A 25,622-nucleotide genomic window follows, 5' to 3' on the forward strand; every position below is an offset into this window, starting at 1 on the left:
CCCGAGGAATCCGTGGGAGTGGTGGTCACCGGTCGACGCCTCCCATCACGGGGTCGATGGACGCGACGGCGACGATGACGTCGGCGACCTGGCCGCCCTCGCACATCGCCGCCATGGCCTGAAGGTTGGTGAAGGACGGGTCGCGGAAGTGGACCCGGAAGGGGCGGGTGCCGCCGTCGGAGACGACGTGCACGCCCAGCTCGCCCTTGGGCGACTCCACGGCGGTGTACGCCTGTCCCGGCGGGACGCGGAAGCCTTCGGTCACCAGCTTGAAGTGGTGGATGAGGGCCTCCATGGAGGTGCCCATGATGTTCTTGATGTGGTCGAGCGAGTTGCCGAGTCCGTCCGGCCCGAGGGACAGCTGGGCGGGCCAGGCGATCTTCTTGTCGCCGACCATGACCGGGCCCGGGGCGAGCCGGTCCAGGCACTGCTCGACGATGCGCAGCGACTGGCGCATCTCCTCCAGGCGGATCAGGAAGCGTCCGTAGGAGTCGCAGGTGTCGGCGGTCGGGACCTCGAAGTCGTAGTTCTCGTAGCCGCAGTACGGGTCCGTCTTGCGCAGGTCGTGCGGCAGGCCGGCGGAGCGCAGGATCGGGCCGGTGGCGCCGAGGGCCATGCAGCCCGCGAGGTCGAGGTGGCCGACGTCCTGCATACGGGCCTTGAAGATGGGGTTCCCGGTGGCGAGCTTGTCGTACTCCGGGAGGTTCTTCTTCATCTTCTTCACGAACTCGCGGAGCTGGTCCACCGCGCCGGGCGGCAGGTCCTGGGCGAGTCCGCCGGGCCGGACGTACGCGTGGTTCATGCGCAGGCCGGTGATGAGCTCGTAGAGGTCGAGAATGAGTTCACGATCACGAAAGCCGTAGATCATGATCGTGGTCGCGCCGAGTTCCATGCCGCCGGTGGCGATGCAGACCAGGTGCGAGGACATCCGGTTCAGCTCCATGAGCAGGACCCGGATGATGCTGGCGCGGTCGGGGATCTCGTCCTCGATGCCGAGGAGCTTCTCGACGCCGAGGCAGTAGGCCGTCTCGTTGAAGAACGGCGTCAGGTAGTCCATGCGCGTCACGAACGTGGTGCCCTGCGTCCACGTGCGGTACTCGAGGTTCTTCTCGATGCCCGTGTGCAGGTAGCCGATGCCGCAGCGGGCCTCGGTCACCGTCTCGCCGTCGATCTCCAGGATCAGCCGCAGCACGCCGTGCGTGGACGGGTGCTGGGGGCCCATGTTGACGATGATGCGCTCGTCGTCGGACTTGGCGGCGGACTGGACGACGTCGTCCCAGTCGCCGCCGGTGACCGTGTAGACGGTCCCTTCGGTGGTCGCGCGCGCCGACGAGAAGTGGTCCTGCGCGTGGGGAGTGGTCATCAGCTGTACGACCTCCGCTGGTCCGGAGCCGGGATCTGGGCGCCCTTGTACTCGACGGGGATGCCGCCGAGCGGGTAGTCCTTGCGCTGCGGGAAGCCCTGCCAGTCGTCCGGCATCATGATCCGCGTCAGCGCGGGGTGGCCGTCGAAGACGATGCCGAAGAAGTCGTAAGCCTCGCGCTCGTGCCAGTCGTTGGTCGGGTAGACCGTGACCAGGGACGGGATGTGCGGGTCGGCGTCGGGCAGGGAGACTTCGAGGCGGATCAGCCGGCCGTGGGTGATCGAGCGCAGGTGGTAGACGGCGTGCAGCTCCCGGCCCTTGTCGCCGGGGTAGTGCACACCGCTCACCCCCGTGCACAGCTCGAAGCGCAGGGCCGGGTCGTCCCGCAGCGTGCGGGCGACGCGGAGCAGGTGCTCGCGCTCGATGTGGAAGGTCAGCTCGCCGCGGTCGACGACCGTCCTGCCGATCGCGTTGGCCGGGACGAGGCCCTGTTCCTCCAGGGCGCCCTCCAGCTCGTCGGCGACCTCGTCGAAGTAGCCGCCGTAGGGGCGGGCGGACTCGCCGGGCAGCCGGATCGAGCGGACGAGTCCGCCGTACCCGGAGGTGTCGCCGCCGTTGTTCGCGCCGAACATGCCGCGCTGGACGCGGATCTCCTCGCCCTGGTCGCCGCGCTGCCCCGGGAGGTTGGCGGCCTCCAGGTCCTTCTCGGGGTTGACCCCGTCGTTCTGCGCGTCACTCACCGCAGCAGCCCCTTCATCTCGATCGTCGGGAGCGCCTTGAGCGCCGCTTCCTCCGCCTCGCGGGCCGCCTCCTCGGCGTTCACGCCGAGCTTGGAGGACTGGATCTTCTGATGGAGCTTGAGAATCGCGTCCATCAGCATCTCGGGCCGGGGCGGGCAGCCGGGCAGATAGATGTCGACCGGGACGACATGGTCGACGCCCTGCACGATCGCGTAGTTGTTGAACATCCCGCCGGACGACGCGCAGACCCCCATGGAGATGACCCACTTGGGGTTGGGCATCTGGTCGTAGACCTGCCGCAGGACGGGGGCCATCTTCTGGCTCACCCGGCCCGCGACGATCATCAGGTCCGCCTGGCGGGGCGAGCCGCGGAACACCTCCATGCCGAACCGCGCCAGGTCGTAGCGGCCCGCACCCGTCGTCATCATCTCGATGGCGCAGCACGCGAGGCCGAACGTGGCGGGAAAGACGGACGACTTGCGCACCCAGCCCGCGGCCTGCTCGACGGTGCTCAGGATGAATCCGCTCGGCAGCTTTTCTTCGAGTCCCATTGGTCTGTGGCTCCCGGTCCTCCCCTATAAGGGGCTCAGTCCCATTCCAGGCCGCCGCGCCGCCATACGTACGCGTACGCGACGAAGACGGTGAGCACGAAGAGCAGCATCTCCACGAGCCCGAAAACGCCCAGGGCGTCGAAGGTGACGGCCCAGGGATAGAGGAAGACGATCTCGATGTCGAAGACGATGAAGAGCATCGCCGTCAGGTAGTACTTGATGGGGAAGCGCCCGCCACCGGCCGGCGTCGGGGTCGGCTCGATCCCGCACTCATAGGCCTCTAGCTTGGCTCGGTTGTACCGCTTTGGACCGATAAGCGTGGCCATGACCACGGAGAAGATCGCAAAGCCTGCCCCGAGGGCTCCCAGTACGAGGATGGGCGCATACGCGTTCACCGCTCCTCGCTCCTCTCAGTCGGCACTGACTGCATGGCGGTCACGGGCTCGCACCGCTCCCCGCAAACGGTCGAAGATCGCTTACATGTGAAGCAGGTCACAAGCCCAACTTGCCCCGCATCCTATGCCCGGTGCTCTGTGATCTGCGACACGGGGTACGCCAACTACTTTGTGATCTCCACCACCTGACGAAGGATCATGAAGTCGGATGAGCGGTGATCTTCACACTCGAAGCGCCTGAGTGATCACCAGTGGTGACAACTTGTCGCATCGTGGCTGGTCGGAGCCGTGTCGCACTATCAAGAGGCGGTCCGTGCGGGCAAATTGGCGCTGGACGCGCGTGGCTGATAGTGGACGCCGTTCACACGTCGGAGGGAGAGGTGTGGACGGAAGTGGACACAGGGCCGTCCCCTAGGGGGTGGTTGTGACCTGCGTCACGCGCGGAAGATCGTCACGGAAACCGGGCTTGGCCATCGGTGTCAACGAGTGGTAGGCGTCGGGCAATTCGGACGAATTGCGAAAACAGCGTGATCACAGCCCTGAACGTCGCTGTCCGTATTGCCCGTTACGGCGTCAATAAGGGCCGTCACGCCCGGGATTCACGCCGCGGCTTCACAACTGTGGCGCACCACACGTTTCTTGAAGGGAACCGTGAAGCCCTGATAGCGGTTGTACTCATGTCCCACACCGCTCACATACCCAGCCACCGGAAGCCCCGTCGCAGCGCCTCGAAGCTGGCCCTGCGCGCCGGAGTCACCGGTGGCGTTCTCAGCACCCTCGCCGTGGCTGGTGCGTCCGGTGCGGCGAACGCTGCCGAGCCCGTGACGCAGACCATCGAGCTGCCCACGCTCACCACCGACCTCTCCTCGCAGGTCGCCCGTTCCGCGGACGCCACCCAGCAGGCCGCGGCCAACTACCAGTTGCAGGCCGAGCGCGACGAGGCGTTCGCCAAGGCGGCCGACCAGGCCAAGAAGGACCAGGTCGCCGCCGAGAAGAAGGCGGAGGCCAAGAAGAAGGCCGAGGCCGCCGCCAAGGAGAAGGCCGAGCGCGAGGCCGCCCAGCAGGCCGCCTCCCGCTCCAGCGAGCGCACCACGCTGTCCGCCGCCTCCTCCTCCGCCACGACCACCACCGCGGCCGCCCCGGCCAGCGGCTCCGTCGGCGCCGTCATCAGCTTCCTCCAGGCCCAGGTCGGCGACGCGTACGTGATGGGCGGCACGGGCCCCAACTCGTGGGACTGCTCCGGCCTCGTCCAGGCCGCCTTCAAGCAGGCCGGCGTGGACCTGCCGCGCACCTCCCAGGAGCAGTCGACCTTCGGCACCTCGGTCTCACTCTCCAACCTCGCGGTCGGCGACATCCTCTACTGGGGTGGCGCGGGCTCGGCGTACCACGTCGGTGTCTACATCGGCAACGGCCAGTACCTGGACGCCGCCAACCCCTCCAAGGGCGTCGTCATCCAGGACCTGTCCGGCTACCCGGCCAGCGGTGCCGTGCGCGCCCTCTAGAGCGCTCGTACGTACGGCGAAGGCCGCCGCGGCCCCGGATACGGGTCGCGGCGGCCTTCGCGCGTCTCAGGGGCGGTGTCAGGCGGTGTGCCGGGCGCTCCTGCGCCGCATCACAAGGACGACCGCGGTGCCGAGCCCCAGGACGACGACGGCGAGGCCCCGTCGACTCCGCGGCGCGGGCCGGTCGTTGCCCGCGGACGCGTCACAGGTACATCACGGGCCGGCTCAGCCCTGCGGGGACAGCTCCCCCATCGCGCCCCAGCCCTCGTTCGGGATGTCGGCGTTGATGATCTCGGGGGTGGTGGCGATGAGCGGGGCCATGGTCGCGAGGCCCGCCTTGAAGTGGTCGGAGGCGACGTGCGCCGCGCCCGCCTCGCCGTCCCGGAACCCCTCCAGGAGGACGAACTGGTTCGGGTCCTCGACCCCGCGCGACCAGTCGAAGAAGAGGTTGCCCTCCTCGGCGCGGGTCGCCTCGGTGAACGCGGCGGTCCGCTTCAGCCAGGAATCGGCGTGCTCGGGACGGACGGTGAACTTCACAGCGATGAAAATCATGCCTCCACCCTGCCCCGAGCCACCGGGCCCAGCCAATCCGGGCCCACGCATCTAGGCCTTCGGCGCCACCTTGCTCAGGCCGTTGATGATGCGGTCCATCGCGTCGCCGCCCATCGGGTCCGTGAGGTTCGCCAGCATCTTCAGGGTGAACTTCATCAGGATCGGGTGGCTCAGGCCGCGCTGCGTCGCGATCTTCATGATCTTCGGGTTGCCGATGACCTTCACGAAGGCGCGGCCCAGCGTGTAATAGCCGCCGTAGGTCTCCTTGAGCGTCTTCGGGTAGTTCTGCAGCGCCAGTTCGCGCTGGGCGGGGGTGGCGCGCGCGTGGGCCTGCACGATGACGTCCGCCGCGATCTGGCCGGACTCCATGGCGTACGCGATGCCCTCGCCGTTGAACGGGTTGACCAGGCCGCCCGCGTCACCGACGAGCAGCAGCCCCTTGGTGTAGTGCGGCTGGCGGTTGAAGGCCATCGGCAGGGCCGCGCCGCGGATCGGCATCGTCATGTTCTCCGGGGTGTAGCCCCAGTCCGCCGGCATCGAGGCGCACCACGCCTTGAGGACCTCGCGCCAGTCCAGTTCCTTGAACGCCTTGGAGGAGTTGAGGATGCCGAGCCCCACGTTCGACGTACCGTCGCCCATGCCGAAGATCCAGCCGTAGCCGGGAAGGAGCCGGTCCTCGCCCGGGCCGCGCCGGTCCCACAGCTCCAGCCAGGACTCCAGGTAGTCGTCGTCGTGGCGGGGCGAGGTGAAGTACGTGCGCACCGCGACGCCCATCGGCCGGTCCTCGCGCCGGTGCAGACCCATCGCGAGGGACAGGCGCGTGGAGTTGCCGTCGGCGGCGACGACCAGCGGGGCGTGGAAGGTGACCTCGGTCTTCTCGTCGCCCAGCTTGGCGTGCACGCCGGTGATGCGGCCGGTGCGGTCGTCGACGATCGGCGCGCCCACGTTGCACCGCTCGTACAGTCGCGCGCCCGCCTTCTGCGCCTGGCGCGCGAGCTGCTCGTCGAAGTCGTCGCGCTTGCGGACCAGGCCGTAGTCCGGGTAGCTGGCGAGATCCGGCCAGTCCAGCTGGAGGCGGACGCCGCCGCCGATGATGCGCAGGCCCTTGTTGCGCAGCCAGCCCGCCTCTTCGGAGATGTCGATGCCCATGGAGACCAGCTGCTTGGTGGCGCGCGGCGTCAGACCGTCACCGCAGACCTTCTCGCGCGGGAACGCGGTCTTCTCCAGAAGCAGGACGTCGAGCCCCGCCTTCGCGAGGTAGTAGGCGGTCGTCGAACCGGCGGGACCGGCTCCGACGACGATCACGTCTGCGCTGTATTCGGAGAGGGTCTTCGGTTCGGTCACGGCGGGTTCTCCCCGAGGCTCGAAAAGGGTGTGCCGTGCGGCACGGACATGGGCAGTCTATTCAGCGGTACCGATCACCCAGCCGAAGGGCCAGCCCATGAGTCGAGTCCTGCCCGCCGTGGATCTGCGCGTCCCCACCCACGAGGACGCCTTCGCCTGGCACCGGGTCTTCGACGACCCCGACGTCATGGAGTTCCACGGAGGTGCCCCGGCCGAACTGTCGGTGTACGAGGAGCTGACCGCGCGCCAGCGCCGGCACGACGCCGAGCGCGGCTTCTGCCTGTGGACGATGACGGACGGGGCCGGGCAGGTCATCGGGTTCACCGGCGCGCAGCCGTGGGACCGCCCGTGGGGCCCGACCGGCCAGATCGAGATCGGCTGGCGGCTCGGCCGCGCGTCCTGGGGCAAGGGGTACGCGACGGCCGCGGCGCTCGGCACGCTGGAGCGGGTCCGGGCCGCGGGCGTCACCGGTGTCGTCGCGATGGTCGACGCGCTCAACGAACGTTCGATCGCGGTGACCCGGCGGCTCGGCATGGAGCTGGCGGAGACGTTCGTGACGCCGTCGGGGCGGCGGGGGCACTGTTTCCGGCTGGAGCTGTGACAGGAGCGGTGACCTTGTGCGACAGGAGCGGGGCCGGTTGCTCGTAGGGGAGTCGGCGGCCCGGGACGTCGTGACTCCGTACGCGGCCGTTTCGCGTGCCCCCGGGCCGGGCTACCCTTCCGGTACCTCCTGGAGGTGGCCTCTGTGCACATACTTCCCGAGCACCCACCGGAAGTCCGGGTTCCGAAACTGGTCGGTCTGATGGCGGTCGACGCGCGCGGCGCGGCCGCGGGCCACGGCCTGCGGCTCGCCGCCCCCGACCGGCCCGACTTCGCGCAGACGACCGTCGACTACGTGGTGCGCCAGTACCCGCCACCCGGCACCGAGGTCCCGCGGGACGCGACGGTCACCGTCTGGTTCGACCTCGGTGCGGGCGAGGGCGGCGGGGGCGTGCGCGTGCCGCGTGAGCCGGGCCCGCGCGGCGGGGGGCTGCGCCGGGAACTGGACGAACCGGCCGAGCCGTTCACTCCGTGTCCGTGAGCCGCCAGGAGTCCAGACCGACCTGGTACGTGCCGGCCAGGTCGGGCCAGAGGTCCTCCTTGCCCGTCAGGAAGATCGTGTACTCGGTGCCGTCGGCGGCGATGTACGACTGGTCGATGCCGTGCACGGTCTGCCCGGCCTCGTTCTCGTACGTGTACTCCCAGCGGGCGCCCTGGATGCCCTGGAAGGTGTTGGTGTCCAGGACGATGCGCCGGTAGCCCGTCTTCTTCTTGTCCTCCTTGAGGTGCTTCTCCATGGCGAGGAGGTTCTCGTGCGACGTGTAGTCGGCGTTCGGGATGACGCCGACGACGTACTTCTCCATGCCGGTGCTGCCCGCGTACGTGGTCTGGCTGCCGTTCGAGACGTCGACGCGGTACCAGGCGTCCGGGATGGCGAAGGAGAAGCCCTGTTCGTCGAAGACCTGGTGGTAGCCGGCCGGGACCCGGGGCGTGCCGGTGGGCGCGGCGGACGGCGCCGTCGGCGTGGGCGTCGCGGCCGGGGCCGGGCCCGGTCCCTGGGAGCCGGCCGGACTCTGCGGGCCGGACCGGCTCGCGCCCGGGCGCGCGTCCCCGGCGCCCTTCGTGCCGTCGCCGTCGTCCTGGAGCAGCAGCACCCCGGCCGCCGCGCCGCCGCCGATGACGAGCGCGCCGACGACGGTGGCCACCCAGACCCCGGCGCGGCGCGGCTGCTCGGGCGCCGGGGTGAGGGTGTAGGCGCTGGGGGCGTACGGGTAGGGGGCGTGCTCCGGGGTGACAGCGGCGGGGTACGGCGCCGCCGGGTCCTGGGGCTGACCCGGCGTGGCCGCCGGGCCGGAGACCTCGGTCGGGGAGTACGCCACCGGGACCGAAGCCGCCTGCGGGGCCGCCTCGGGGTGGAACGTCCCCGGGGCCTGGCCCCCTTCCCCGTCGGGGTGGTGCGCCGCCGGGGTCTGGCCGTCGGCCCTGTCCGGGTGGTGTGCCGCCGGGGTTTGGTCGATGGGGCCCGCCGGGCCCGGTGTCGTCGGGGCGCGGTCCGGTGGGGGTGGCAGGGTGCCGAGGGTGATCGTGGGGGCGTGACCCGGTAGCGCGGGAGCGCCCGGCAGGGGCGCCGCGCCGGGCAGTGCCGGGTGCGGGGCCGGGACGACCCAGGTGGCGACCCCGGCCAGGCGCAGCAGATACGGCGCGAGGAACGCCGCGCCGCCGATCCACAGCAGCCCGAAGAGCAGCGCGTCCGGCACGCTGAGCCCCACCTCGATCCGGCCCGACCCGCTGCCGAAGAAGTCGAGGTCGCCCGCGAACTCCGCGCCGGCGCCGCCGACCCCGGCGAGCAGCAGGAACAGGCCGAAGAAGAAGCCCGCGGCGAGGAGTTGCTCACGCCGGTCGAGCGAGCGCCGCGCCACCAGCACCCCCATGACCAGGGCGCAGACCAGGCCGACCGCGAGGGCGTAGACCAGGGCCCCGGAACCGAGCTGGTCGCCGAGCCGGGACAGGCCGAACGACTCCTTCTCATAGCCACCGCCGCCGAACGACGACGAGCCGCGGCCCTCCGCCTCCAGCGGCGCGCCCCAGCACAGGCCGAGGACGGCGACGGCGAGGTTGGGCAGCAGCATCAGGAAGACGCCGAGCGCCGCCGCGTCCGAGCCGTCGAAGTCGGAGGAGTCGGCGAGTTCGGACGGGCTCGACCCGCCGTCCCCGCCGAAGACCGCGAGCCCGATCCAGCCGAGGACCGCGGCGACGAGCAGCACCCAGCCCATGGCGCGTACCGCGGTGCCGAAGGCCCGGACCGTCAGGCGCAGGCCCGGCCGGGCCTGCGCGACCCGGTACGTCAGGTCGTCGCCGTGCAGCACTCCCCCGGCCACCGCGAGCGCGAGCAGCAGCGTCCACAGCGTGGTCAGGAACGGCGCCGTGGACAGCTCGACGCCCTCGATCCCGGGCTGCCCGAACAGCGCCGGCACCAGCGTCGCGCCGGCCACCAACAGGGCGACCCGTACCGCCGCTTCGAGGCCCGCGCTCCCGCCGGCCGCGCCGCCCGGTGATCCGGGCACGATCCGCGCGTACAGGCGCGTACGCAGCATCCGTACGCCGATGACGAGCGCCGCGATCCACACCACGGTCACCAGGAGCGGGATCACCGAGACCGACGCGGAGCCGGACGGGCCGGAGTCGTAGCCGCCTCCGAAGGGCGAGCCGCCGGACCCGCCGCCGGAGACCTCCAGGCTGCCGCCGAGGCCCTGGAGCAGCACGGCGAGCGCGATGCGCAGCCGGTCCGCGAAGCCGACGACGACGTCGTCGGAGTCCTGCCCGTACGAGGGGACGGCGAGGGCGAGCGCGGCGATCAGGACCACTCCGACCGGCCACAGCGCGGCCTGCGCCGCCCCGGCCCAGTCGCCGCGCAGCGCGCGCCCGAGGAACTGGCCGGCGGCCGAGGGCCGAGCGGGGCCCGGGGCGTAGGCGGGGGGCGGGGGCGTCTCGGGTGGGGGCGGCGCCGGGGACCGTTCCCGCCCGCAACTCATGCAGAAGTGGGCCTCTTCGGGAGCCTCGGCTCCACAGTGCGGGCAGAAGGACGGCATCGGCGTGCTCCGTGATGATCCGGGGACGAGCGGGTGACGCTCCGTCACCGGACGTCACCACGTAATCAACGGACTCATCTTCGCCGCGCCCTGGTTCCCGTCAACTGCGATACCGGGAACGGGACTTACTTGATACCGCGGTGCAGCGCGACGATGCCGCCGGTGAGGTCGCGCCAGGCCACCTTCTGCCAGCCCGCGCCCTGGAGGCGGGCCGCCAGCTCGGGCTGGGCGGGCCAGCTGCGGATCGACTCGGCGAGGTAGACGTACGCGTCCGGGTTCGAGGAGACGGCGCGCGCGACCGGCGGCAGGGCGCGCATCAGGTACTCGGTGTAGACCGTGCGGAACGGGGTCCACGTCGGGTGGCTGAACTCGCAGATGACGACGCGGCCGCCGGGCTTGGTGACGCGGTACAGCTCGCGCAGCGCCTGGTCGGTGTCCTGGATGTTGCGCAGCCCGAAGGAGATCGTCACCGCGTCGAACGTGTCGTCCTTGAACGGCAGCTTCGTGCCGTCGCCCGCGGTGAACGGCATCCAGGGGTGGCGGCGCTTGCCGACCCGGAGCATGCCGAGCGAGAAGTCGCAGGGGACGACGTACGCGCCTGCCTGCGCGAAGGGCTGCGAGGAGGTGGCGGTGCCGGCGGCCAGGTCGAGGATCTTCTGCGCCGGGCGGGCGGCGACCGCCTTCGCGACCTCCTTGCGCCACAGCCGGGCCTGTCCCAGGGACAGCACGTCGTTGGTGAGGTCGTACTTCTCCGCCACGTCGTCGAACATCGAGGCGACTTCGTGCGGCTGCTTGTCCAAGGATGCGCGGGTCACGTCTCCATTGTGGCAGCACGCCACCCCCCTCCGGGCGACCGGGACCGGCCCCGGGGCCCCTTTTGATCCTTTGCGGCCGGGTGGGGGCGGTTGCGCAGTTCCCCGCGCCCCTGGGTAGTTGTCCGGCTGTCCCGCCGTGGGGCTTCTCGCGCAGTTCCCCGCGCCCCTGGGATGCGCACTTCGTGCGCCGTCTCATCGGGCGCCCCTGGGGGGCAGCGGCGAAGCCGCAAGCCCCCCAGGGGCGCGGGGAACTGCGCGACCAGCCCCCACCGGCCGGACAGCCGGACAACTACCCATCAAGGGGCGCGGACGAAGGGCAGGCCCGGGTCAGCGGCCCCGGTACAGGAGGCGTCCACCGATCACCGTAGCCACACACGTACCGGCCCCCAACCGCACAAGCTCCGCCCGATCCCCCACATCGAAGACCGCGAACCGCGCGGGCCCGCCCACCACGAGCCCCGGCAGCAGGATCAACGGCCTCGGCGACAAGGACACCGGCCCCGGCAACCGCTCGGGCCGCGCACCGAACACCAGCCCGGAGCGCCGCGCCACCTCAAGGACCGGCTTGGCCCGCAGCTCCCCGCCCAGCGCCACCGTCCCGTGCGCGAACAACCGCTGCACCCCGCGCCGCGCACTCGCCCCCAGTGCCCCGGGATCTCTCCGGAAGATCTCCCGGGCCCGCTCCCCGCCGATCGGCGCCGTCCCGTACGTGCCGGCCTCGCGCGGATCGGGGTGGTACGTGTGTTCCAGAATCTCCGGCCCGTACGGGTTGAGGAGCCCGGGCGTGAGGATGCCGGGCCAGCGCCGCACCCGCGCCTGCGGGGCGGCGGCGGCCAGTTCCTCGTCCGGGCCGACCGCCCTGACGTAGGCCCCGTCGACCAGGACGGAGGTCTCGGCGGTGACGTGAAGGGTCAGCACGGGGGCGGCGGCCTCAGTTGGTGGCGACGAGCTTCAGCTCGGGGTGGGCCGTCCCGCCGTCGATCGCGGTGGACGAGATGTGCGACATGACCCGCTCGTCGACGGGGTCGTTCGCCGGGTCGTCGTGGACGACGAGGTGCTCGTACGTGGTGGCGCGCTGCGCAGGGACGCGGCCCGCCTTGCGGATCAGCTCGATGATCTCCATGCGGTTGGAGCGGTGCTTGGCACCGGCGGAGGAGACGACGTTCTCCTCCAGCATGATCGAGCCGAGGTCGTCGGCGCCGTAGTGCAGGGAGAGCTGGCCGACCTCCTTGCCGGTGGTCAGCCACGAGCCCTGGATGTGCTGCACGTTGTCCAGGAAGATCCGGGCGATCGCGATCATCCGCAGGTACTCGAAGAGCGTGGCCTGCGTACGGCCCTTGAGGTGGTTGTTCTCCGGCTGGTACGTGTACGGGATGAAGGCGCGGAAGCCGCCCGTGCGGTCCTGTACGTCGCGGATCATGCGCAGGTGCTCGATGCGCTCGGCGTTCGTCTCCCCGGTGCCCATCAGCATCGTGGAGGTCGACTCGACGCCCAGCTTGTGCGCGGCCTCCATGATCTCCAGCCACCGCTCGCCGGACTCCTTCAGCGGGGCGATCGCCTTGCGCGGGCGCTCGGGCAGCAGCTCGGCGCCGGCCCCGGCGAACGAGTCGAGCCCGGCCGCGTGGATGCGCTGGATCGCCTCCTCCACCGACACCTTGGAGATCCGCGCCATGTGCTCGACCTCGCTCGCCCCCAGGCTGTGGATGACGAGCTGCGGGTACGCCTTCTTGATCGCGGAGAAGTGCTCCTCGTAGTACTCCACCCCGTAGTCCGGGTGGTGCCCGCCCTGGAACATGATCTGCGTTCCGCCCAGCTCGATCGTCTCCGCGCAGCGGCGCAGGATGTCGTCGAGGTCGCGGGACCAGCCCTTCTTGGTGTCCTTCGGGGCGGCGTAGAAGGCACAGAACTTGCACGCGGTCACGCACACGTTCGTGTAGTTGATGTTCCGCTCGATGATGTACGTCGCGATGTGCTCGATCCCCGCGTACTTGCGGCGGCGGATCGCGTCGGCCGCGGCGCCCAGCGCGTGCAGCGGAGCGTCTCGGTAGAGGGCGACGGCCTCCTGCGGGGTGATCCGCCCACCGGCGGCGGCACGGTCGAGGATGGACTGCAGCGCGGCCTTCTCGGTCACCGGGCGTGCCCCTTTCGGAGGTTCTGAACAAAATCAGGGCGGACCGTCTCAGCGTACGTCAGGCCGCCAGAGCCCCCAGCAGAACCCCCGCGCAGGCCCCGACGAGCATGAACGGGCCGAACGGCAGCTCGGACCCGCGGCCCGCGCGCCGGGTGGCCACGAGGACGCCGGCGTACAGGCCGTTGAGACACACCCCCGCGAACGCCCCGAGGAAGAGCACGCCCCACCCGTACCAGCCGAGCGCCGCGCCGAGTCCGAGCGCCAGCTTCACGTCCCCGAAGCCGATGCCCGGCGGGTAGAGGAGCAGCAGGACCAGGTAGCCGCCGCCGAGGCCGGCCGCGCCGAGCAGCGCGCCGCGCCAGGAGCCGCCGGGTCCGGGCAGCGCGGCCGCGGCGGCGAGGGTGAGCAGGGCGAGCCCGGCCAGCGTCATCGTGAGCACGTCCGGCAGCCGGTGCACGGCGAGGTCGACGGTGGCGAGGAGCACCCCGAGCGGTGCGAGCAGCAGCCAGGCCCCCAGTTCGGGGCGGGTGCCGGTGGCCGCGGCCAGCAGGGCGCAGACGAGCGCGGTGCAGGCGGTGAGGACGGTGGTGCTCGGCCCGTACCGGGCCGTCCCGAGCCAGCCGCGGATCGGCCGCCCCCCGGGGTCCACCGCCCGCCACGGCTCCTCCGGCTCCACGGAGAGGCGGTAGGCGGGGCGCGGCAGCAGGAGTCCCGCGGCAGCGCCCCACACCGCGGCGAGCAGGGCCAGCGCCAGGGGCGAGGGGCTCCAGGTCATCGCGGTACCCGCGCGAGGTCGGCGGTGGGGTTGCCCGCCTGCGGGTACTGCGAGGTGTACTTCAGGGCCTCGCCGTCGCGTGTGAGGCGCACGGTGTGGTCCCCCTGGGCGCAGGTGCCCGGGTTGTCCGGCGCCGCCGCGCCCTTGGCCACGAGGCTCTTGCCGTCGGCGGACTTCAGCGTGAGGACGTCGACACAGCGGATGCCCAGCGGGTCGGTCGAGGTCACCGTGCCGAGCCGGCCGCCCAGGCGGGCCTGTTTCACGTCGACCCGGAACGTGCCGAAGGGGATGCCCGCCTGGACGGCCGGGCCGTTCCACCCCCCCAGGTAGAACGCCGGCACGTCCGCCGCCCCCGGTGGCCCGGCCGAGGCCGTGGGCGGGGCAGAGCCCATGGGTGGGGCCGAGGTCGAGGGGTCCGCGCCCGCTCCGGTGTGGTGGGAACCGTCCGGCAGCATGTTCACGACGATCACCCCGCCGACCGTGACCGCCGCCAGCGCGCCCGCCACCGCCAGCGCCACCGAGCAGCTCAGCCGGCGGCCGCGGCCGTCGCCCGACGCGGGCGTCGAGGCCGCCGACACCGAGACGGAGAAGCGGCCCGGCGGAGAGTCCGGCGGCTCCCCGCCCGGGGCGGACGGGGCCCTGTCCGGGACGGGCGGCAGCGGGGCGGCCGGGCCGGACTGCGACGACGCGGCCGCGTAACCCGGGCCCGCCGTGTCCGCCGCGCGCCCCGGGCCCGCCGTCCCGGCCGCAGTCGCCGTACCCGCCGCGTATCCCGGGTCGGGCGGCCCGAAGACGCCCGCCGGGGCCGGGCCCCCGCTCACCGAGGGGCTGCTGAAGCCGACCGGCCCCGAGACCGGCGCGGCCGCCGGGGCGCCCTCCAGATCCAGGAGCCGCACCGCGCTGCGTGACACCTGCTCCACCAGGGCGCCGGGCAGCCAGCCCGCCGCGACGAGCCGGGCCGCCCCCTCGGGCGCGAGCCGCCGGGCGACCTCCTCGGGCGTGGGCCGTGCGGCCGCCTCCTTCGCCAGGCAGGCCGCCGCCACCTCCCGTACGTCGCCGGTCAGCGCGCCGAGTTCGGGCTCCTCGTGGACGACCTTGTAGAGCAGGGCCGCGGAGGAGTCGCCGCGGAAGGGGGAGTCGCCGGTCGCCGCGTAGACCAGGACCGCGCCGAGCGAGAACACGTCCGCCGCGCCGGTGACCCCCTGGCCGAGGATCTGCTCGGGCGCCATGTAGCCGGGGGAGCCGACGGAGACGCCGGTGGAGGTCAGCGACGCCGTGTTGTCGGTGGCGCGGGCGATGCCGAAGTCGATGAGCCGCGGCCCGTCCACCGTGAGCAGCACGTTCGAGGGCTTCACGTCCCGGTGCACCAGGCCGAGCCCGTGCACCGCGGTCAGCGCCTCCGCGAGGCCCGCGCCCAGGACGCGCACGGAGTGTTCGGGCAGCGCCCGGGCGCTCCGCGCCGCGCCGGTCTCGTCGCCGGCCGCGCCGCCCGGCCCCGCGGCCTGCGCCAGGGACGGGCCCGCGACGTACCCCGTCGCCACCCACGGCACCCGCGCGCCCGGGTCGGCGTCGAGCACCGGCGCGGTCCACGCCCCGCCGACCCGCCGCGCCGCCGCCACCTCGCGCCGGAACCGGGCCCGGAACTCCTCGTCCAGCGCGAAGTGCGGGTGCACCACCTTCACGGCGACCGTCCGCCCGCCGGCGCTGCGGCCCAGGTACACCCGGCCCATGCCGCCGTGCCCGAGCCGGCCGAGGAGCCGGTAGGGACCCACTGTCGCCGGGTCGTCGGCCTCAAGCGGCTGCATCCCGTGAACCTCCCCCGAGCTCTGCCCCGGTACGCGCGGTGCGCGTCCCCCGAACGCGCGATGCGCGTCGCCTCGGCACAGCAGCGTAGTCCGACGGCTGGAATGCCGGGTGTTCACGGTGATTTCGTACCGGCCCCGCCGAATTCCGCCCGGGTGTTCACCGCAATTGCACCGCCCGCCCCGCCGAATTCGGCGCGGGTCCGGCAAAAGGGTCAGCCGGTGAGCAGTTCGACCCGTACGTCCGCGGGAAAGCCGGTGGTCGCTCCGGTGCGCCGCGCGAACTCCGTGACGCCTTCCAGCTGCGCCGCACCGAAGCGGAAGTCGAGCGTGGTGAAGTACTCCTCCAGAACGCCCTCGTCGAAGACCTCCCAGCGCGCCGCCTGTTCGGCCACCTTGGTGACCTCCTCCAGGGACACGTCCCGCGACCGCAGGAACGCCTCGTGCACCTGGCGCGTGATGACCGGCTCGCGCTCGGCGTACTCCTTGCGCGCCGCCCACACGGCGAAGACGAACGGCAGCCCCGTCCACTCCTTCCACATGGCCCCCAGGTCGTGCACCTGAAGGCCGAGGCGCGGGGCGTCGTGCAGGTTGGCCCGCAGCGCCGCGTCCCCGATCAGTACGGCCGCCTCCGCGTCCTGCATCATCAGGCCCAGGTCCGGCGGGCACGTGTAGTACTCGGGGCGCACCCCGATCCGCTCGGCCAGCAGCAGCTGCGCCAGCCGGACCGACGTACGGGAGGTCGAACCGAGCGCCACGCGCCGCCCGTCGAGCTGGTCGAGGGGGAGCTGCGAGACGATCACGCAGGACATGACGGGGCCGTCGCAGCCGACCGCCAGGTCGGGGAAGGCGACCAGCTGGTCGGCGGCCTTCAGGAATTCCACGAGGGTGATCGGCGCGATGTCCAGGTCGCCCTGGACCAGCCGCTCGCTGAGCTTCTCCGGGGTGTCCTTCGTGAGCTCGAAGTCGAGGAGGGAACCCGTCCTGGCGAGGCCCCAGTACAGGGGCAGGCAGTTCAGGAACTGGATGTGGCCGACGCGCGGGCGGGTGCGCCGCGCCGCCTGAGGAGTCTCGGGAGAATTGTCCACATCGGTGAGGCTAGACCCCATGCGGTACGGTGCAGGCTCCGGGTTCGCGGCCGTGCCGGCCGACCCGCTACGGGCCTCCGTCAAACCTCCGGGTGACGTGATCTTGACCCCTATTGCTTTCCGCTGCCTGCGTGCTAAGCTCGCCGCAAGTTGCAGTTTGGTTTCCCTTGCAGTACAGAGCCTGCGGAGCATGTAACCGCAGGCTCTCGTCGTATTCAGACTTTTGCAGTTGTTCGCAAGTGCATTTGCAGGTTCTGGAGCAGGGCGACCCTTTGGCCCATAGGAGGGCTTATGGCTACCGGAACCGTGAAGTGGTTCAACGCTGAAAAGGGCTTTGGATTCATCGCCCAGGAAGGCGGCGGCCCGGACGTCTTCGTCCACTACTCGGCGATCAATGCGAACGGCTTCCGCTCCCTCGAGGAGAACCAGGCCGTGACCTTTGACGTCACGCAGGGTCCGAAGGGCCCGCAGGCGGAGAACGTCACCCCCGCCTGATCTCTCCTGATCGCGCGGCCCCAGGCCGTGTGCTGATCCGGAACCTAGCGCAGTACCCAAGGAGCCCCGCTCCCCGCCGACCTCGGTCGGCCGGGTGAGACGGGGCTCCTGCCCTTGGCCCCGCCCGCTTCGTTCACGCGTGCATGCGCGCGCCCTTGAGGACCTTGTCCACGGCGTTGCGCGGTCCGTACACCGCCAGGCCCACCAGGTCGAGACCGGCGGCGGCCACCGCGCGTACCGCCGCCCGGTTGTCCGCGTCGTGGCCCGTGGCGAACAGGTCCGAGGTGAAGACCGACCGCGGCAGCGCCCGTTGCAGCGCCTTGCCGTGCGCCGCGGTCAGCACCTCCTTGCTCCCCTCGAACACCAGGACCGGCTGCCGGAACATCGGCAGGTACGGGGTGCCGTCCGCGTCCGCGTACGGTTCGCCGATCACCTCGGGCGCCTCGGTGCCGAGGCCGCTCACCAGGAACGCCGTCACGTTCAGCCGCTGCCAGGTCTCCAGGTCGTCCCGGAGCAGGACGGCGATCTTGGTGTCGAACCGTACGGGGCTCCGGCCGGCCTGGTCGTCGGGGGTCTGTGTGCTCATGCTCTGAGACTGCCGTCCGGGCGGGCGCCCGGTCTTGTACGTTTTTTGCATGGCGGCCGGCGGCGTACGGACCGGGGAGTCCGAGGAGATCACCGCGTGGCGTCCCGCGGTGCGGGGCGTCACGGAGGTCTTCCACGCCCACTTCACCCGGCACGCCTATCCGATGCACGTGCACGACACCTGGACGCTGCTGATCGTCGACGAGGGCGCCGTCCGCTACGACCTGGAGCGGCACGAGCACGGCACTCCGCTCGGCACCGTCTCCCTGCTGCCGCCGCAGGTGCCGCACAACGGATCGGCGGCGACGCCGCTGGGCTTCCGCAAGCGGGTGCTGTACCTGGACGCCGGGGGCGGGCCGCTGGACGCGTCGTTCATCGGGCCGGCCGTCGACACGCCCGATCTGGCCGATCCGCAGCTGCGCCACCGCATCAGCCAGCTGCACACGTCCCTGGCCCGGCCCGGCGACGAGCTGGAGGCGGCAGCCCGGCTCACGCTGGTCGGCGAGCGGCTGCGGGAGCGGCTGCGGCCGCGCCTCGCGCAGGCGCCCCGGCCGGGGCCGGACCGGCGGGTGGCGCGGGCGCTGCGGGAGCTGCTCGACGCGCGGGTGGTGGAGGGGGTCGAGCTGGGCGAGGCCGCGGGGCTGGTCCACGCGCACCCCGCTCATCTGGTGCGCTCGTTCGGGGCCGCGTACGGGATCGCGCCGCATCAGTACCTGATGGCGCGGCGGGTGGACCGGGCGCGGCGGTTGCTGCTGGCGGGGCGGGCCCCCGGGCAGGTGGCGTCGGAGTGCGGGTTCTACGACCAGTCGCATCTGACCCGGCACTTCAAGCGGGTGGTCGGGGTACCGCCGGGTCGGTACGCGCGCGGGCGCGGGTCAGGCCCCTGGGGCGGCTGAGCGGGGCCGGGGCAGCAGGACACCGGCCAGGGCGGCGGTGACGCAGAGGAGCGAACCGGCTGCCAGCAGGCTCACCCGCATCCCGGCCACCGAGAACACCTCCCCGCCCGGGGCGACCAGGGTCCCGAAGAGGGCGACCGCCAGCGCCCCGCCGGTCTGCCGGAACGCGTTCAGGAGCCCGGAGGCGGTGCCCACCCGCGGCCCGGGGACGGAGTCCATCAGCAGCGCGGTCAGCGCCGGGACGGCGAACGCCCCGCCCAGACCCGTGGGCACCAGCAGCACCAGGAGCAGCCACATCGGCGTGTGCGCGGTCAGCGGCAGCAGCACGAACATGGCCAGGGCCAGGACCAGTTGGCCGGTCACGATGACGGGTCTGCGTCCGAACCGCTCCGCCACGCGCGGCGAGACCAGGTTCGTCCCCGTGATGATCACGGCCAGCGGCACGAACACCAGCCCCGCGGTGAGCGCCGACATCCCGCGCGCCTGCTGGAGGTAGAGACCCAGCAGGAAGACGAGCCCGTAGAACGCCACGTTGATCGCGAAGCCGGCCGCGAGCGAGACGGAGACGGCGCGGGAGCGGAGCATCGCCGGCGGCACCATGGGCGCCCGGTGCCGCTTCTCGGTGACGTAGAAGGCCAGAGCGGAAAGGACGGCCAGCGCGGCGGAGGCCAGGACCGGCGCCGCCGTCCAGCCCGCGTGCCCGCCCTCGATGACGGCGAAGGTGAGCCCGGCGAGCGCCAGGACGGCCGTGCACTGGCCGGGCAGGTCCAGCGGCGCGGGCCGGCGCGGGGACGGCGCCACCTTCGGGAGGAGGACGGCGATGGCCGCGCCCACCGGCAGGTTGAGGAAGAACACCGCCCGCCAGCCGACCGTCTCCGTGAGGACCCCGCCGAGTACCGGGCCCGCCGCCATCGCGACCGAACCGCCCACCGTCCACAGGGCGACGGCCCGCGCCCGGCGCCGCGGGTCGTCGTAGGCCTGCCGGATCAGCGCGAGGGACGCCGGCATCAGGACCGCGGCGGCCCCGCCCTGCACGGTCCGGGCGGCGACCAGCGCGCCGATGCCGGGGGCCGTGGCGCAGGCCAGCGAGGCGAGCGTGAACAGGCCCGTGCCCCAGGCGTAGGCGCGGCGCGCCCCCGCCCGGTCGCAGAGCGCGCCCGCGGAGAGCATCAGCCCGGCGAACATCAGCGTGTAGGCGTCCACCACCCACTGCAGCCCGGTCATCCCGCCGTGCAGCGCGGCCCGGATGCCGGGCAGCGCGATGTTCACGGCCGACACGTCGATCGTGATGACCGTGAAGCCGAGCAGGGCCGCCACCAGCGCGGTGGCCCCACCCGGCGCCCGCGCGGGGCCCGGTGCCGGGTCGGTCGGGCGGCCGGCACGGGTGCCGGAGCCGGGCAGGGTGAGCGTCACGCTGGCCTCCAAGGGCGGGAAGTGAGTGCGGGCGGGCAGGGTTCGCGGGCCGCGGACCGGTGACGCGCACCCCCTGGGCCCGGTGGCCCCGGCCACCCGCAACGCCCTTGAGTCTTCCGGCGTCCGGCGCGCCGTGGCAGGCCGCGTCCCACCGGGGTGCCGCGTTCCTGGCCCTGACACGGCCCCCCAACAGGCCTGCCCGCAGGGGAGAATGCGGGTATGGCTGACACCACGGAACTGGGCAGGTACCTGCGGGCCCGCCGGGCGCAGGTCACCCCCGCGGAGGCGGGCCTGCCCGCCGGGACGGGCCTGCGCCGCACGCCGGGCCTGCGCCGCGAGGAGCTGGCGACCCTCGCGGGCGTCAGCGTCGACTACTACACGCGCCTCGAACGGGGCCGCGAGACCAACCCGTCGACCGCCGTGATCGACGCCCTCGGCCGCGTCCTGCGGCTGCGCGGAGACGCGTATGAACGGCTGCACGAGCTCGCCGAGTTGGCGTCCGGCCGGCTCACCGCGCCCCACCCGACGGCCGACGACACGGTCCGCGACTCGGTGCTCCAGATGCTGGAGGCGCTGCGTCCGATGCCCGCCTACGTGGTCAGCCGGTACAGCTACCTGCTGGCCGCCAACCCGGCCGGCCGCCGTCTGCTCCCCGGCATCTGGGACCTGCCGCCCGAGCAGCGCAATGTCACCCGCTACCTCTTCCTGCACCCGGCCGGCCGCTCCCTGTACGTCCCGTGGGAGGAGACCGTCGCCAAGTCGGTGGCGCATCTGCGCGCGCTCGGCGGCACCGACCCCGACGACCCGCGAATGGTCCGGCTCATCGGCGAACTGCTGCTCAAGTCACCGGAGTTCGCACGGATGTGGGACCGCTACGAGGTGTGCGAGCGCAGCGGCGGCACCAAGACCTTCGACCACCCCAAGGTCGGCGGGATGACCCTCACCTACGAGGTCATGCAGCTCGCCCGGTCGGGCGGCCAGCGCCTGGTCGTCTACCAGGCGCCGGCCGGCTCCCCGGACGAGGAGGCGCTGCTGCGGCTCGATCCGGCGGCGCGCGCGTAGCCGGATCGGGCCGCCGCCGGTCAGGCGCGTTCCAGGATCGCCGTCACGCCCTGGCCGCCCGCCGCGCAGACGGAGATCAGGCCGCGCCCCGGCCCGCCGCGCTCGGCGAGCAGCTTGGCGAGCGTCGCCACGATCCGCGCCCCCGTAGCGGCGAAGGGGTGGCCGGTGGCCAGGGAGGACCCGGCGGTGTTGAGCCGCGCCCGGTCGACCGGGGCAAGCCCCTGCTTCTCCCAGGCGGCCAGCGTCGCGAGCACCTGTGAGGCGAACGCCTCGTGCACCTCGACGAGGTCGAAGTCCGCCATCCCGAGCCCGGCCCGCTCCAGCATCCGCGGCACCGCGTACGCGGGCGCCATCAGCAGCCCGTCCCCGCCGCCCCCGGTGACGTCCCCGCCCACGAAGTCGACGGCGGCCGTCTCGTACGCGCTCAGGTAGGCCAGCGGTTCGAGGCCGCGCGCCTCGGCCCACTCCTCGCTCGCGAGGAGCACCACCGCCGCCCCGTCCGTCAGCGGCGTCGAGTTGCCCGCCGTCATGGTCGGGTGCGGGTCGTCGGCGCCGAACACCGGCTTCAGCGTGGCGAGTTTCTCGACGGTCGAGCCGGGCCGCAGGTTCTGGTCCCGTTCGAGCCCCTGGTACGGCACGACCAGGTCGTCGAAGAACCCGCGGTCGTAGGCGGCCGCGAGGCGCTGGTGGCTGGTCGCGGCGAGTTCGTCCTGGTCCGCGCGCGCGATGCCCCACTCGCGGGCGGTGACGGCCGCGTGCTCGCCCATCGACAGCCGGGTGCGCGGCTCGGCGTTGCGCGGGATGTCGGGGACGAGGTGGCCCGGCCTGATCCGCGCCAGGGCCTTGAGCCGGGCCCCCGTCGTCCTGGCGCGCCGGGCGGCGAGCAGGATCGTGCGCAGGTCGTCGTTGACGCCGAGCGGGGCGTCGCTCGCGGTGTCGGCGCCGCCCGCGACCGCGCTGTCGGTCTGGCCGAGCGCGATCTTGTTGGCGGCGGCGATCACGGCCTGGAGTCCGGTGCCGCAGGCCTGCTGGATGTCGTACGCGGGCGTGCGCGCGTCCAGCATGGAACCGAGCACGGTCTCACGCGCGAGGTTGAAGTCGCGGCTGTGCTTGAGGACCGCGCCGGCCACGAACTCGCCTACCGCGCCCGGCTCGTGGAGCTTGTAGCGGCCCGCGAGCCCGTCCAGGGCCACGGTCAGCATCTGCTGGTTGGAGACCGTCGCGTAGGGGCCGTCGGAGCGCGCGAACGGGATGCGGCTGCCGCCGATGACGGCGACTCGGCGGGGCGGTGCCGGACTTTTGGCGGGGCGTACCATCTCGACAACTCCTGACTACTGAGTAACCTTACTCCGAAGTAAATTTACGACCGCGCAGGGAGTTGGACAATGGCCGATCGCTATCTGAACTTCACCGGCACGGCCCCCGGCCGCTTCCTGACCCGCCGCCTCGGCCTGCCGCAGCCCGCGCCGCTGCGCCGCTGGAGCGCCGCACACCCGGTGTTCGAAGGTCAGTTGCTGCACTTCACCGCCGGTCCCTCCGCGCACCGCGGGGAGCTGTCGGAGCTGCTGGGCCGCACCGGCCTCCAGGTCCGCGGCTCGCTCTCGGGCGGCGCGCGGCGGGAGCAGCCGGTCGGCGTCGTCGTGGACGCCACCGCCGTCGACGGCCCGGAGACGCTCGCCGAGGTGCACGCCGCCCTGCACCCGGTCGTGCGCACGCTCGCCACGAGCGGCCGCGTGCTCGTGCTCGGGGCGCCGCTCTCCGCCGACGACCACCACCAGGCCGCGGCGCAGCAGGGCCTCGAAGGGTTCGTCCGCTCCCTGGGCAAGGAGATCGGCCGCGGCCGCACGGTCAACCTCGTGCGGATCGCCGGACCGGTGGCCGCCGCCGAGTCCACCCTGCGCTTCCTGCTCTCCCCGCGCTCCGCCTACGTCAGCGGACAGGTCGTCGAGGTCGGGCCCGGCGACGGCGACGTGGTGGTCCCCGCGGACTGGGCGCGGCCGCTCGCCGGACGGACCGCCCTGGTCACCGGCGCCGCGCGCGGCATCGGCGAGGCCGTCGCCGAGACCCTCGTACGGGACGGGGCGCAGGTCGTGCTCCTCGACGTGCCCTCCGCCCGGGCCGACCTGGACCGGGTGGCCGAACGGCTCGGCGGGCGGGCGCTGCCGCTGGACATCACCGCCGGGGACGCGGGTGAGCACATCGCCGACTTCACCTCCGGCGGGCTCGACGTCGTGGTCCACAACGCCGGCATCACGCGCGACCGGCGGCTGGCCAACATGGACGCGGCGCGCTGGAGCGCGGTCCTGGACGTGAACCTCGCCGCCGTGCTGCGCACGACCGACGCCCTGCTGAAGGCGGGCGCCGTGCGGCGGGGCGGCACCCTCGTCACCACGGCCTCCATCGCCGGCATCGCGGGCAACACCGGCCAGACCAACTACGCGGCGAGCAAGGCCGGTGTGATCGGGCTCGTCCGCTCCCTCGCCCCGCGCGCCCTCGCCGGGCACGGCGTCACCGTGAACGCCGTGGCCCCCGGCTTCATCGAGACGAAGATGACGGCGGCCGTCCCGCTCGTCATCCGCGAGGCCGGACGCCGGATGAACTCCCTCGGCCAGGGCGGCCTGCCGGTGGACGTGGCGGAGACCACGGCGTGGCTCGCGTCCGCGGGTTCCGCCGCCGTGAACGGGCAAGTAGTACGGGTGTGCGGCCAGAGCCTGCTCGGCGCCTGACCCCGCACCCGCCCTACCGGAGCCGAATAACCGCACACGCCCCACCGGACCCGGCCACCCCGCACCCCCGCCCGGCCCCGTCGTCTCCGTCCCCACCCCCAGGACCCGACATGACCGCACCCCGCACCGTCACCCTCGCCTCCCCGCCCGCCCTGCTCCCCCTCATGGCCCGCGGCGCCCTGTTCTCCCCGCTCAAGCGGCCCCGGCCCGGCGCGGTGCCGCCCGCCACCCGGATCGTGCTGCCCGGCCGGCGGATCGCGCAGCACCACCTCGCCGCGTACGAACGCGTCTGCGCCTTCCCGACCGGCCGGGCCGAACTGCCCGTCACCTACCCGCACCTCCTGGGGTTCCCGGCGGCCATGCGGCTGATGTCGGAGCGCGCGTTCCCGCTGCCGCTGCTGGGCCTCGTCCACACCTCCATCGACATCACCCAGCACCGGGACCTCTCCCCCGCCGACCCCTACGAACTGGCGGTGCAGGTCACCGAGTTGCGGCCGCACCGGCGCGGCACGGAAGCCGTGGTCAGCACCGAGCTGCGGACCGCCGACGGGCCGGTCTGGCAGTCGGCCAGCACCTACCTGGCCCGCCACCGCACGACACCGGCCGCACCTGAACCCGGAACCGAACCGGACGCACCACTGCCGCCCCTCGCGCAGTGGTCCCTGCGCGGCGACCTCGGCCGCCGCTACGCCGCCGCGTCCGGTGACCGCAACCCCATCCATCTGCACCCGCTCACCGCCCGCCTCTTCGGCTTCCCGCGCGCCATCGCCCACGGCATGTGGACCGTCGCCCGCTGCCTCGCGCAGCACGGCGCGAGCGGGCCCGTCCACGTCCACGCGCGGTTCCGGGCCCCCGTACTGCTGCCCGGCACCGTCACCTACGCCGCCGAGGGCACCGCCTTCGAACTGCGGGCCGCGCGGGGCGACCGGGTCCACGTCCGGGGAGAGGTGCGCGCGCTCGGCGCCCGCTGAAATCCGGCCGGTCGTGGGGTCAGGCCCGGCGGGGCGGCCAGCGCCGCCCCTCCATCAGGTTCCCCAGGCCCGACCACGCGAAGTTCATCATCGTCGTGGCGGCCTCCTTCGCCGAGACGGCCGGGTCCGCGTTGGCCCACCCCGCGAGCGCCTCCGCCGCGCCGACCAGGGCCTGCGCGAGCCCCGCGACCTCCCGCTCGGCCGGCCCCGGCTCCTGGTGGGCCTCCCCGGCCGCGTCCGCGATCAGGGAGGTCACGAACGCGACGATCTCCGCCCGCGCCACCCCGACCTCCGCGACGAACGGCTCCCCGCCCGACCGCGCCTGGCTGTGCAGCACCGCCCATCCGTCGGGGCGCTCGGCGGTGTGCGCGAAGAAGGCGGTCAGCCCCTCCCACAGCTGGCGGTCGGCGGGCACGTCCGGGCGCACCCCGGCCCGCACCGCCGCGATCAGCGCCCGTGCCTCCCGCCGGATGCAGGCGGTGAACAGCTCTTCCTTCGAGTTCAGGTACAGGTACACCAACGGCTTGGAGACCCCGGCGAGTTCGGCGATCTCGTCCATGGACGCCGCCCGGTAGCCCCGCTCCCCGAAGACCCGGACCGCGGCGTCCAGCATCTGCCGCTCCCGCTCGGCCCGGGGCATCCGCCCCCGCGACCGCTGCCGCCCCGCCACGTCGCCGCCCACCCCAGCCGCCTCTCCGCCACCCGCCTTGCCGCGCTCAACCCTACGCAGCGCCGCGGAGTCCCGGGTACGGCCGTGCCCCGCCCCCGGAGTCCGGGAGCGGGGCAC

General features: G+C 72.9%; 25 protein-coding genes. 8 read left to right on the forward strand and 17 right to left on the reverse strand.

Annotated elements, in window-relative coordinates; all coding sequences use genetic code 11:
- Positions 1 to 25: 25 nt before the first annotated feature.
- From ABZY33_RS11725 to ABZY33_RS11740, 4 genes are read right to left on the reverse strand one after another with little or no spacing between them, the layout of a single operon-like run.
- On the reverse strand, positions 26 to 1,363 hold the full coding sequence (locus ABZY33_RS11725; protein WP_356491343.1) for an NADH-quinone oxidoreductase subunit D: 1,338 nt from the start codon (positions 1,361 to 1,363) through the stop codon (positions 26 to 28).
- The gene (locus ABZY33_RS11730) at positions 1,363 to 2,103 is read right to left on the reverse strand and encodes an NADH-quinone oxidoreductase subunit C (protein WP_356491344.1); all 741 of its coding nucleotides are present in this window, start codon (positions 2,101 to 2,103) and stop codon (positions 1,363 to 1,365) included. Before ABZY33_RS11730 ends, ABZY33_RS11725 begins: the two co-directional genes overlap by 1 nt.
- Positions 2,100 to 2,654, reverse strand: coding sequence for an NADH-quinone oxidoreductase subunit B family protein (locus tag ABZY33_RS11735; protein ID WP_356491345.1), 555 nt, complete (start codon positions 2,652 to 2,654; stop codon positions 2,100 to 2,102). Before ABZY33_RS11735 ends, ABZY33_RS11730 begins: the two co-directional genes overlap by 4 nt.
- 35 nt (positions 2,655 to 2,689) lie before the next feature.
- The gene (locus tag ABZY33_RS11740; protein WP_007383963.1) at positions 2,690 to 3,049 is read right to left on the reverse strand and encodes an NADH-quinone oxidoreductase subunit A; all 360 of its coding nucleotides are present in this window, start codon (positions 3,047 to 3,049) and stop codon (positions 2,690 to 2,692) included.
- Positions 3,050 to 3,726: 677 nt separating this feature from the next.
- On the opposite strand from ABZY33_RS11740, the gene ABZY33_RS11745 reads away from it, so the two are divergent.
- Complete coding sequence (locus tag ABZY33_RS11745; protein WP_356491346.1) at positions 3,727 to 4,551, forward strand: C40 family peptidase; 825 nt, start codon at positions 3,727 to 3,729, stop codon at positions 4,549 to 4,551.
- A gap of 225 nt (positions 4,552 to 4,776) precedes the next feature.
- On the opposite strand, the gene ABZY33_RS11750 is transcribed toward ABZY33_RS11745, so the two are convergent.
- Complete coding sequence (locus ABZY33_RS11750; protein WP_356491347.1) at positions 4,777 to 5,103, reverse strand: putative quinol monooxygenase; 327 nt, start codon at positions 5,101 to 5,103, stop codon at positions 4,777 to 4,779.
- A 51-nt stretch (positions 5,104 to 5,154) separates the two neighbouring features.
- Complete coding sequence (locus tag ABZY33_RS11755) at positions 5,155 to 6,447, reverse strand: geranylgeranyl reductase family protein (protein ID WP_356491348.1); 1,293 nt, start codon at positions 6,445 to 6,447, stop codon at positions 5,155 to 5,157.
- A 97-nt stretch (positions 6,448 to 6,544) separates the two neighbouring features.
- Here ABZY33_RS11755 and ABZY33_RS11760 point away from each other — a divergent pair, with 97 nt between their 5' ends.
- Together ABZY33_RS11760 and ABZY33_RS11765 are read left to right on the forward strand one after the other, a co-directional pair.
- Positions 6,545 to 7,048, forward strand: coding sequence for a GNAT family N-acetyltransferase (locus ABZY33_RS11760; RefSeq protein ID WP_356491349.1), 504 nt, complete (start codon positions 6,545 to 6,547; stop codon positions 7,046 to 7,048).
- 144 nt (positions 7,049 to 7,192) lie between these two features.
- Positions 7,193 to 7,528 (forward strand): PASTA domain-containing protein, encoded by a 336-nt coding sequence (locus ABZY33_RS11765; RefSeq protein ID WP_356491350.1) that lies wholly within the window; start codon positions 7,193 to 7,195, stop codon positions 7,526 to 7,528.
- Here ABZY33_RS11765 and ABZY33_RS11770 read toward each other — a convergent pair.
- The 7 genes from ABZY33_RS11770 to ABZY33_RS11800 form a co-directional block, all read right to left on the reverse strand.
- Positions 7,512 to 10,076, reverse strand: a complete 2,565-nt coding sequence (locus tag ABZY33_RS11770; protein WP_356491351.1) for a zinc-ribbon domain-containing protein — start codon at positions 10,074 to 10,076, stop codon at positions 7,512 to 7,514. The two genes, ABZY33_RS11765 and ABZY33_RS11770, sit on opposite strands and share 17 nt — an antisense overlap.
- A gap of 125 nt (positions 10,077 to 10,201) precedes the next feature.
- Positions 10,202 to 10,891, reverse strand: coding sequence for a demethylmenaquinone methyltransferase (locus tag ABZY33_RS11775; RefSeq protein ID WP_356491352.1), 690 nt, complete (start codon positions 10,889 to 10,891; stop codon positions 10,202 to 10,204).
- A 327-nt stretch (positions 10,892 to 11,218) separates the two neighbouring features.
- Entirely contained in the window at positions 11,219 to 11,809 is a 591-nt protein-coding gene (locus tag ABZY33_RS11780; protein WP_356491353.1) for a hypothetical protein, read from the reverse strand.
- Positions 11,810 to 11,822: 13 nt separating this feature from the next.
- Positions 11,823 to 13,022, reverse strand: coding sequence for a cyclic dehypoxanthinyl futalosine synthase (gene mqnC, locus ABZY33_RS11785; protein WP_356491354.1), 1,200 nt, complete (start codon positions 13,020 to 13,022; stop codon positions 11,823 to 11,825).
- A 58-nt stretch (positions 13,023 to 13,080) separates the two neighbouring features.
- Positions 13,081 to 13,797: a prepilin peptidase gene (locus tag ABZY33_RS11790; protein ID WP_356491355.1), complete on the reverse strand. Its 717-nt coding sequence runs from the start codon at positions 13,795 to 13,797 to the stop codon at positions 13,081 to 13,083.
- Positions 13,794 to 15,602: a protein kinase gene (locus ABZY33_RS11795; RefSeq protein WP_356491356.1), complete on the reverse strand. Its 1,809-nt coding sequence runs from the start codon at positions 15,600 to 15,602 to the stop codon at positions 13,794 to 13,796. Before ABZY33_RS11795 ends, ABZY33_RS11790 begins: the two co-directional genes overlap by 4 nt.
- A gap of 212 nt (positions 15,603 to 15,814) precedes the next feature.
- Positions 15,815 to 16,687: a menaquinone biosynthesis protein gene (locus ABZY33_RS11800; RefSeq protein ID WP_356491357.1), complete on the reverse strand. Its 873-nt coding sequence runs from the start codon at positions 16,685 to 16,687 to the stop codon at positions 15,815 to 15,817.
- 291 nt (positions 16,688 to 16,978) lie between these two features.
- Between ABZY33_RS11800 and ABZY33_RS11805 the strand changes: the two genes are divergently transcribed.
- A complete protein-coding gene (locus ABZY33_RS11805; RefSeq protein WP_003948780.1) occupies positions 16,979 to 17,182 on the forward strand; it encodes a cold-shock protein in 204 nt (67 codons plus the stop codon).
- Between the two features lie 133 nt (positions 17,183 to 17,315).
- Here the strand turns inward: ABZY33_RS11805 and ABZY33_RS11810 are convergent, their stop codons facing one another.
- Positions 17,316 to 17,768 (reverse strand): DUF2000 domain-containing protein, encoded by a 453-nt coding sequence (locus ABZY33_RS11810; RefSeq protein ID WP_356491358.1) that lies wholly within the window; start codon positions 17,766 to 17,768, stop codon positions 17,316 to 17,318.
- A 49-nt stretch (positions 17,769 to 17,817) separates the two neighbouring features.
- On the opposite strand from ABZY33_RS11810, the gene ABZY33_RS11815 reads away from it, so the two are divergent.
- Positions 17,818 to 18,663 (forward strand): AraC family transcriptional regulator, encoded by an 846-nt coding sequence (locus ABZY33_RS11815; protein ID WP_356491359.1) that lies wholly within the window; start codon positions 17,818 to 17,820, stop codon positions 18,661 to 18,663.
- Here ABZY33_RS11815 and ABZY33_RS11820 read toward each other — a convergent pair.
- Positions 18,643 to 20,076, reverse strand: a complete 1,434-nt coding sequence (locus ABZY33_RS11820) for an MFS transporter (RefSeq protein ID WP_356491360.1) — start codon at positions 20,074 to 20,076, stop codon at positions 18,643 to 18,645. The genes ABZY33_RS11815 and ABZY33_RS11820 overlap by 21 nt on opposite strands.
- 219 nt (positions 20,077 to 20,295) lie before the next feature.
- Between ABZY33_RS11820 and ABZY33_RS11825 the strand changes: the two genes are divergently transcribed.
- Complete coding sequence (locus ABZY33_RS11825) at positions 20,296 to 21,138, forward strand: helix-turn-helix transcriptional regulator (protein WP_356491361.1); 843 nt, start codon at positions 20,296 to 20,298, stop codon at positions 21,136 to 21,138.
- Positions 21,139 to 21,158: 20 nt separating this feature from the next.
- On the opposite strand, the gene ABZY33_RS11830 is transcribed toward ABZY33_RS11825, so the two are convergent.
- Positions 21,159 to 22,454 carry an acetyl-CoA C-acetyltransferase gene (locus ABZY33_RS11830; protein ID WP_356491362.1) on the reverse strand — a complete coding sequence of 432 codons (1,296 nt, stop codon included), beginning with the start codon at positions 22,452 to 22,454 and terminating at the stop codon, positions 21,159 to 21,161.
- 69 nt (positions 22,455 to 22,523) lie between these two features.
- On the opposite strand from ABZY33_RS11830, the gene ABZY33_RS11835 reads away from it, so the two are divergent.
- Both ABZY33_RS11835 and ABZY33_RS11840 read left to right on the forward strand, forming a co-directional pair.
- On the forward strand, positions 22,524 to 23,864 hold the full coding sequence (locus ABZY33_RS11835) for a 3-oxoacyl-ACP reductase (RefSeq protein WP_356491363.1): 1,341 nt from the start codon (positions 22,524 to 22,526) through the stop codon (positions 23,862 to 23,864).
- Positions 23,865 to 23,974: 110 nt separating this feature from the next.
- Complete coding sequence (locus ABZY33_RS11840; RefSeq protein ID WP_356491364.1) at positions 23,975 to 24,835, forward strand: MaoC/PaaZ C-terminal domain-containing protein; 861 nt, start codon at positions 23,975 to 23,977, stop codon at positions 24,833 to 24,835.
- Positions 24,836 to 24,854: 19 nt separating this feature from the next.
- Here the strand turns inward: ABZY33_RS11840 and ABZY33_RS11845 are convergent, their stop codons facing one another.
- Complete coding sequence (locus ABZY33_RS11845; protein WP_356491370.1) at positions 24,855 to 25,475, reverse strand: TetR/AcrR family transcriptional regulator; 621 nt, start codon at positions 25,473 to 25,475, stop codon at positions 24,855 to 24,857.
- Positions 25,476 to 25,622 lie beyond the last annotated feature (147 nt).

This window comes from Streptomyces sp. NPDC006552 (assembly GCF_040611655.1).
In the GTDB taxonomy this organism is placed as follows: domain Bacteria; phylum Actinomycetota; class Actinomycetes; order Streptomycetales; family Streptomycetaceae; genus Streptomyces.

What these genes read in the sequence shown, in the direction of transcription:
- ABZY33_RS11770 (WP_356491351.1), bottom strand. Translation starts at nt 10,076, where the DNA reads ATGCCGTCCTTCTGCCCGCACTGTGGAGCCGAGGCTCCCGAAGAGGCC.
- ABZY33_RS11845 (WP_356491370.1), bottom strand. Translation starts at nt 25,475, where the DNA reads ATGCCCCGGGCCGAGCGGGAGCGGCAGATGCTGGACGCCGCGGTCCGG.
- ABZY33_RS11815 (WP_356491359.1), top strand. Translation starts at nt 17,818, where the DNA reads ATGGCGGCCGGCGGCGTACGGACCGGGGAGTCCGAGGAGATCACCGCG.
- ABZY33_RS11725 (WP_356491343.1), bottom strand. Translation starts at nt 1,363, where the DNA reads ATGACCACTCCCCACGCGCAGGACCACTTCTCGTCGGCGCGCGCGACC.
- ABZY33_RS11835 (WP_356491363.1), top strand. Translation starts at nt 22,524, where the DNA reads ATGGCCGATCGCTATCTGAACTTCACCGGCACGGCCCCCGGCCGCTTC.
- ABZY33_RS11750 (WP_356491347.1), bottom strand. Translation starts at nt 5,103, where the DNA reads ATGATTTTCATCGCTGTGAAGTTCACCGTCCGTCCCGAGCACGCCGAT.
- ABZY33_RS11805 (WP_003948780.1), top strand. Translation starts at nt 16,979, where the DNA reads ATGGCTACCGGAACCGTGAAGTGGTTCAACGCTGAAAAGGGCTTTGGA.
- ABZY33_RS11810 (WP_356491358.1), bottom strand. Translation starts at nt 17,768, where the DNA reads ATGAGCACACAGACCCCCGACGACCAGGCCGGCCGGAGCCCCGTACGG.
- ABZY33_RS11795 (WP_356491356.1), bottom strand. Translation starts at nt 15,602, where the DNA reads ATGCAGCCGCTTGAGGCCGACGACCCGGCGACAGTGGGTCCCTACCGG.
- ABZY33_RS11830 (WP_356491362.1), bottom strand. Translation starts at nt 22,454, where the DNA reads ATGGTACGCCCCGCCAAAAGTCCGGCACCGCCCCGCCGAGTCGCCGTC.
- ABZY33_RS11790 (WP_356491355.1), bottom strand. Translation starts at nt 13,797, where the DNA reads ATGACCTGGAGCCCCTCGCCCCTGGCGCTGGCCCTGCTCGCCGCGGTG.
- ABZY33_RS11735 (WP_356491345.1), bottom strand. Translation starts at nt 2,654, where the DNA reads ATGGGACTCGAAGAAAAGCTGCCGAGCGGATTCATCCTGAGCACCGTC.
- ABZY33_RS11825 (WP_356491361.1), top strand. Translation starts at nt 20,296, where the DNA reads ATGGCTGACACCACGGAACTGGGCAGGTACCTGCGGGCCCGCCGGGCG.
- ABZY33_RS11745 (WP_356491346.1), top strand. Translation starts at nt 3,727, where the DNA reads ATGTCCCACACCGCTCACATACCCAGCCACCGGAAGCCCCGTCGCAGC.
- ABZY33_RS11760 (WP_356491349.1), top strand. Translation starts at nt 6,545, where the DNA reads ATGAGTCGAGTCCTGCCCGCCGTGGATCTGCGCGTCCCCACCCACGAG.
- ABZY33_RS11840 (WP_356491364.1), top strand. Translation starts at nt 23,975, where the DNA reads ATGACCGCACCCCGCACCGTCACCCTCGCCTCCCCGCCCGCCCTGCTC.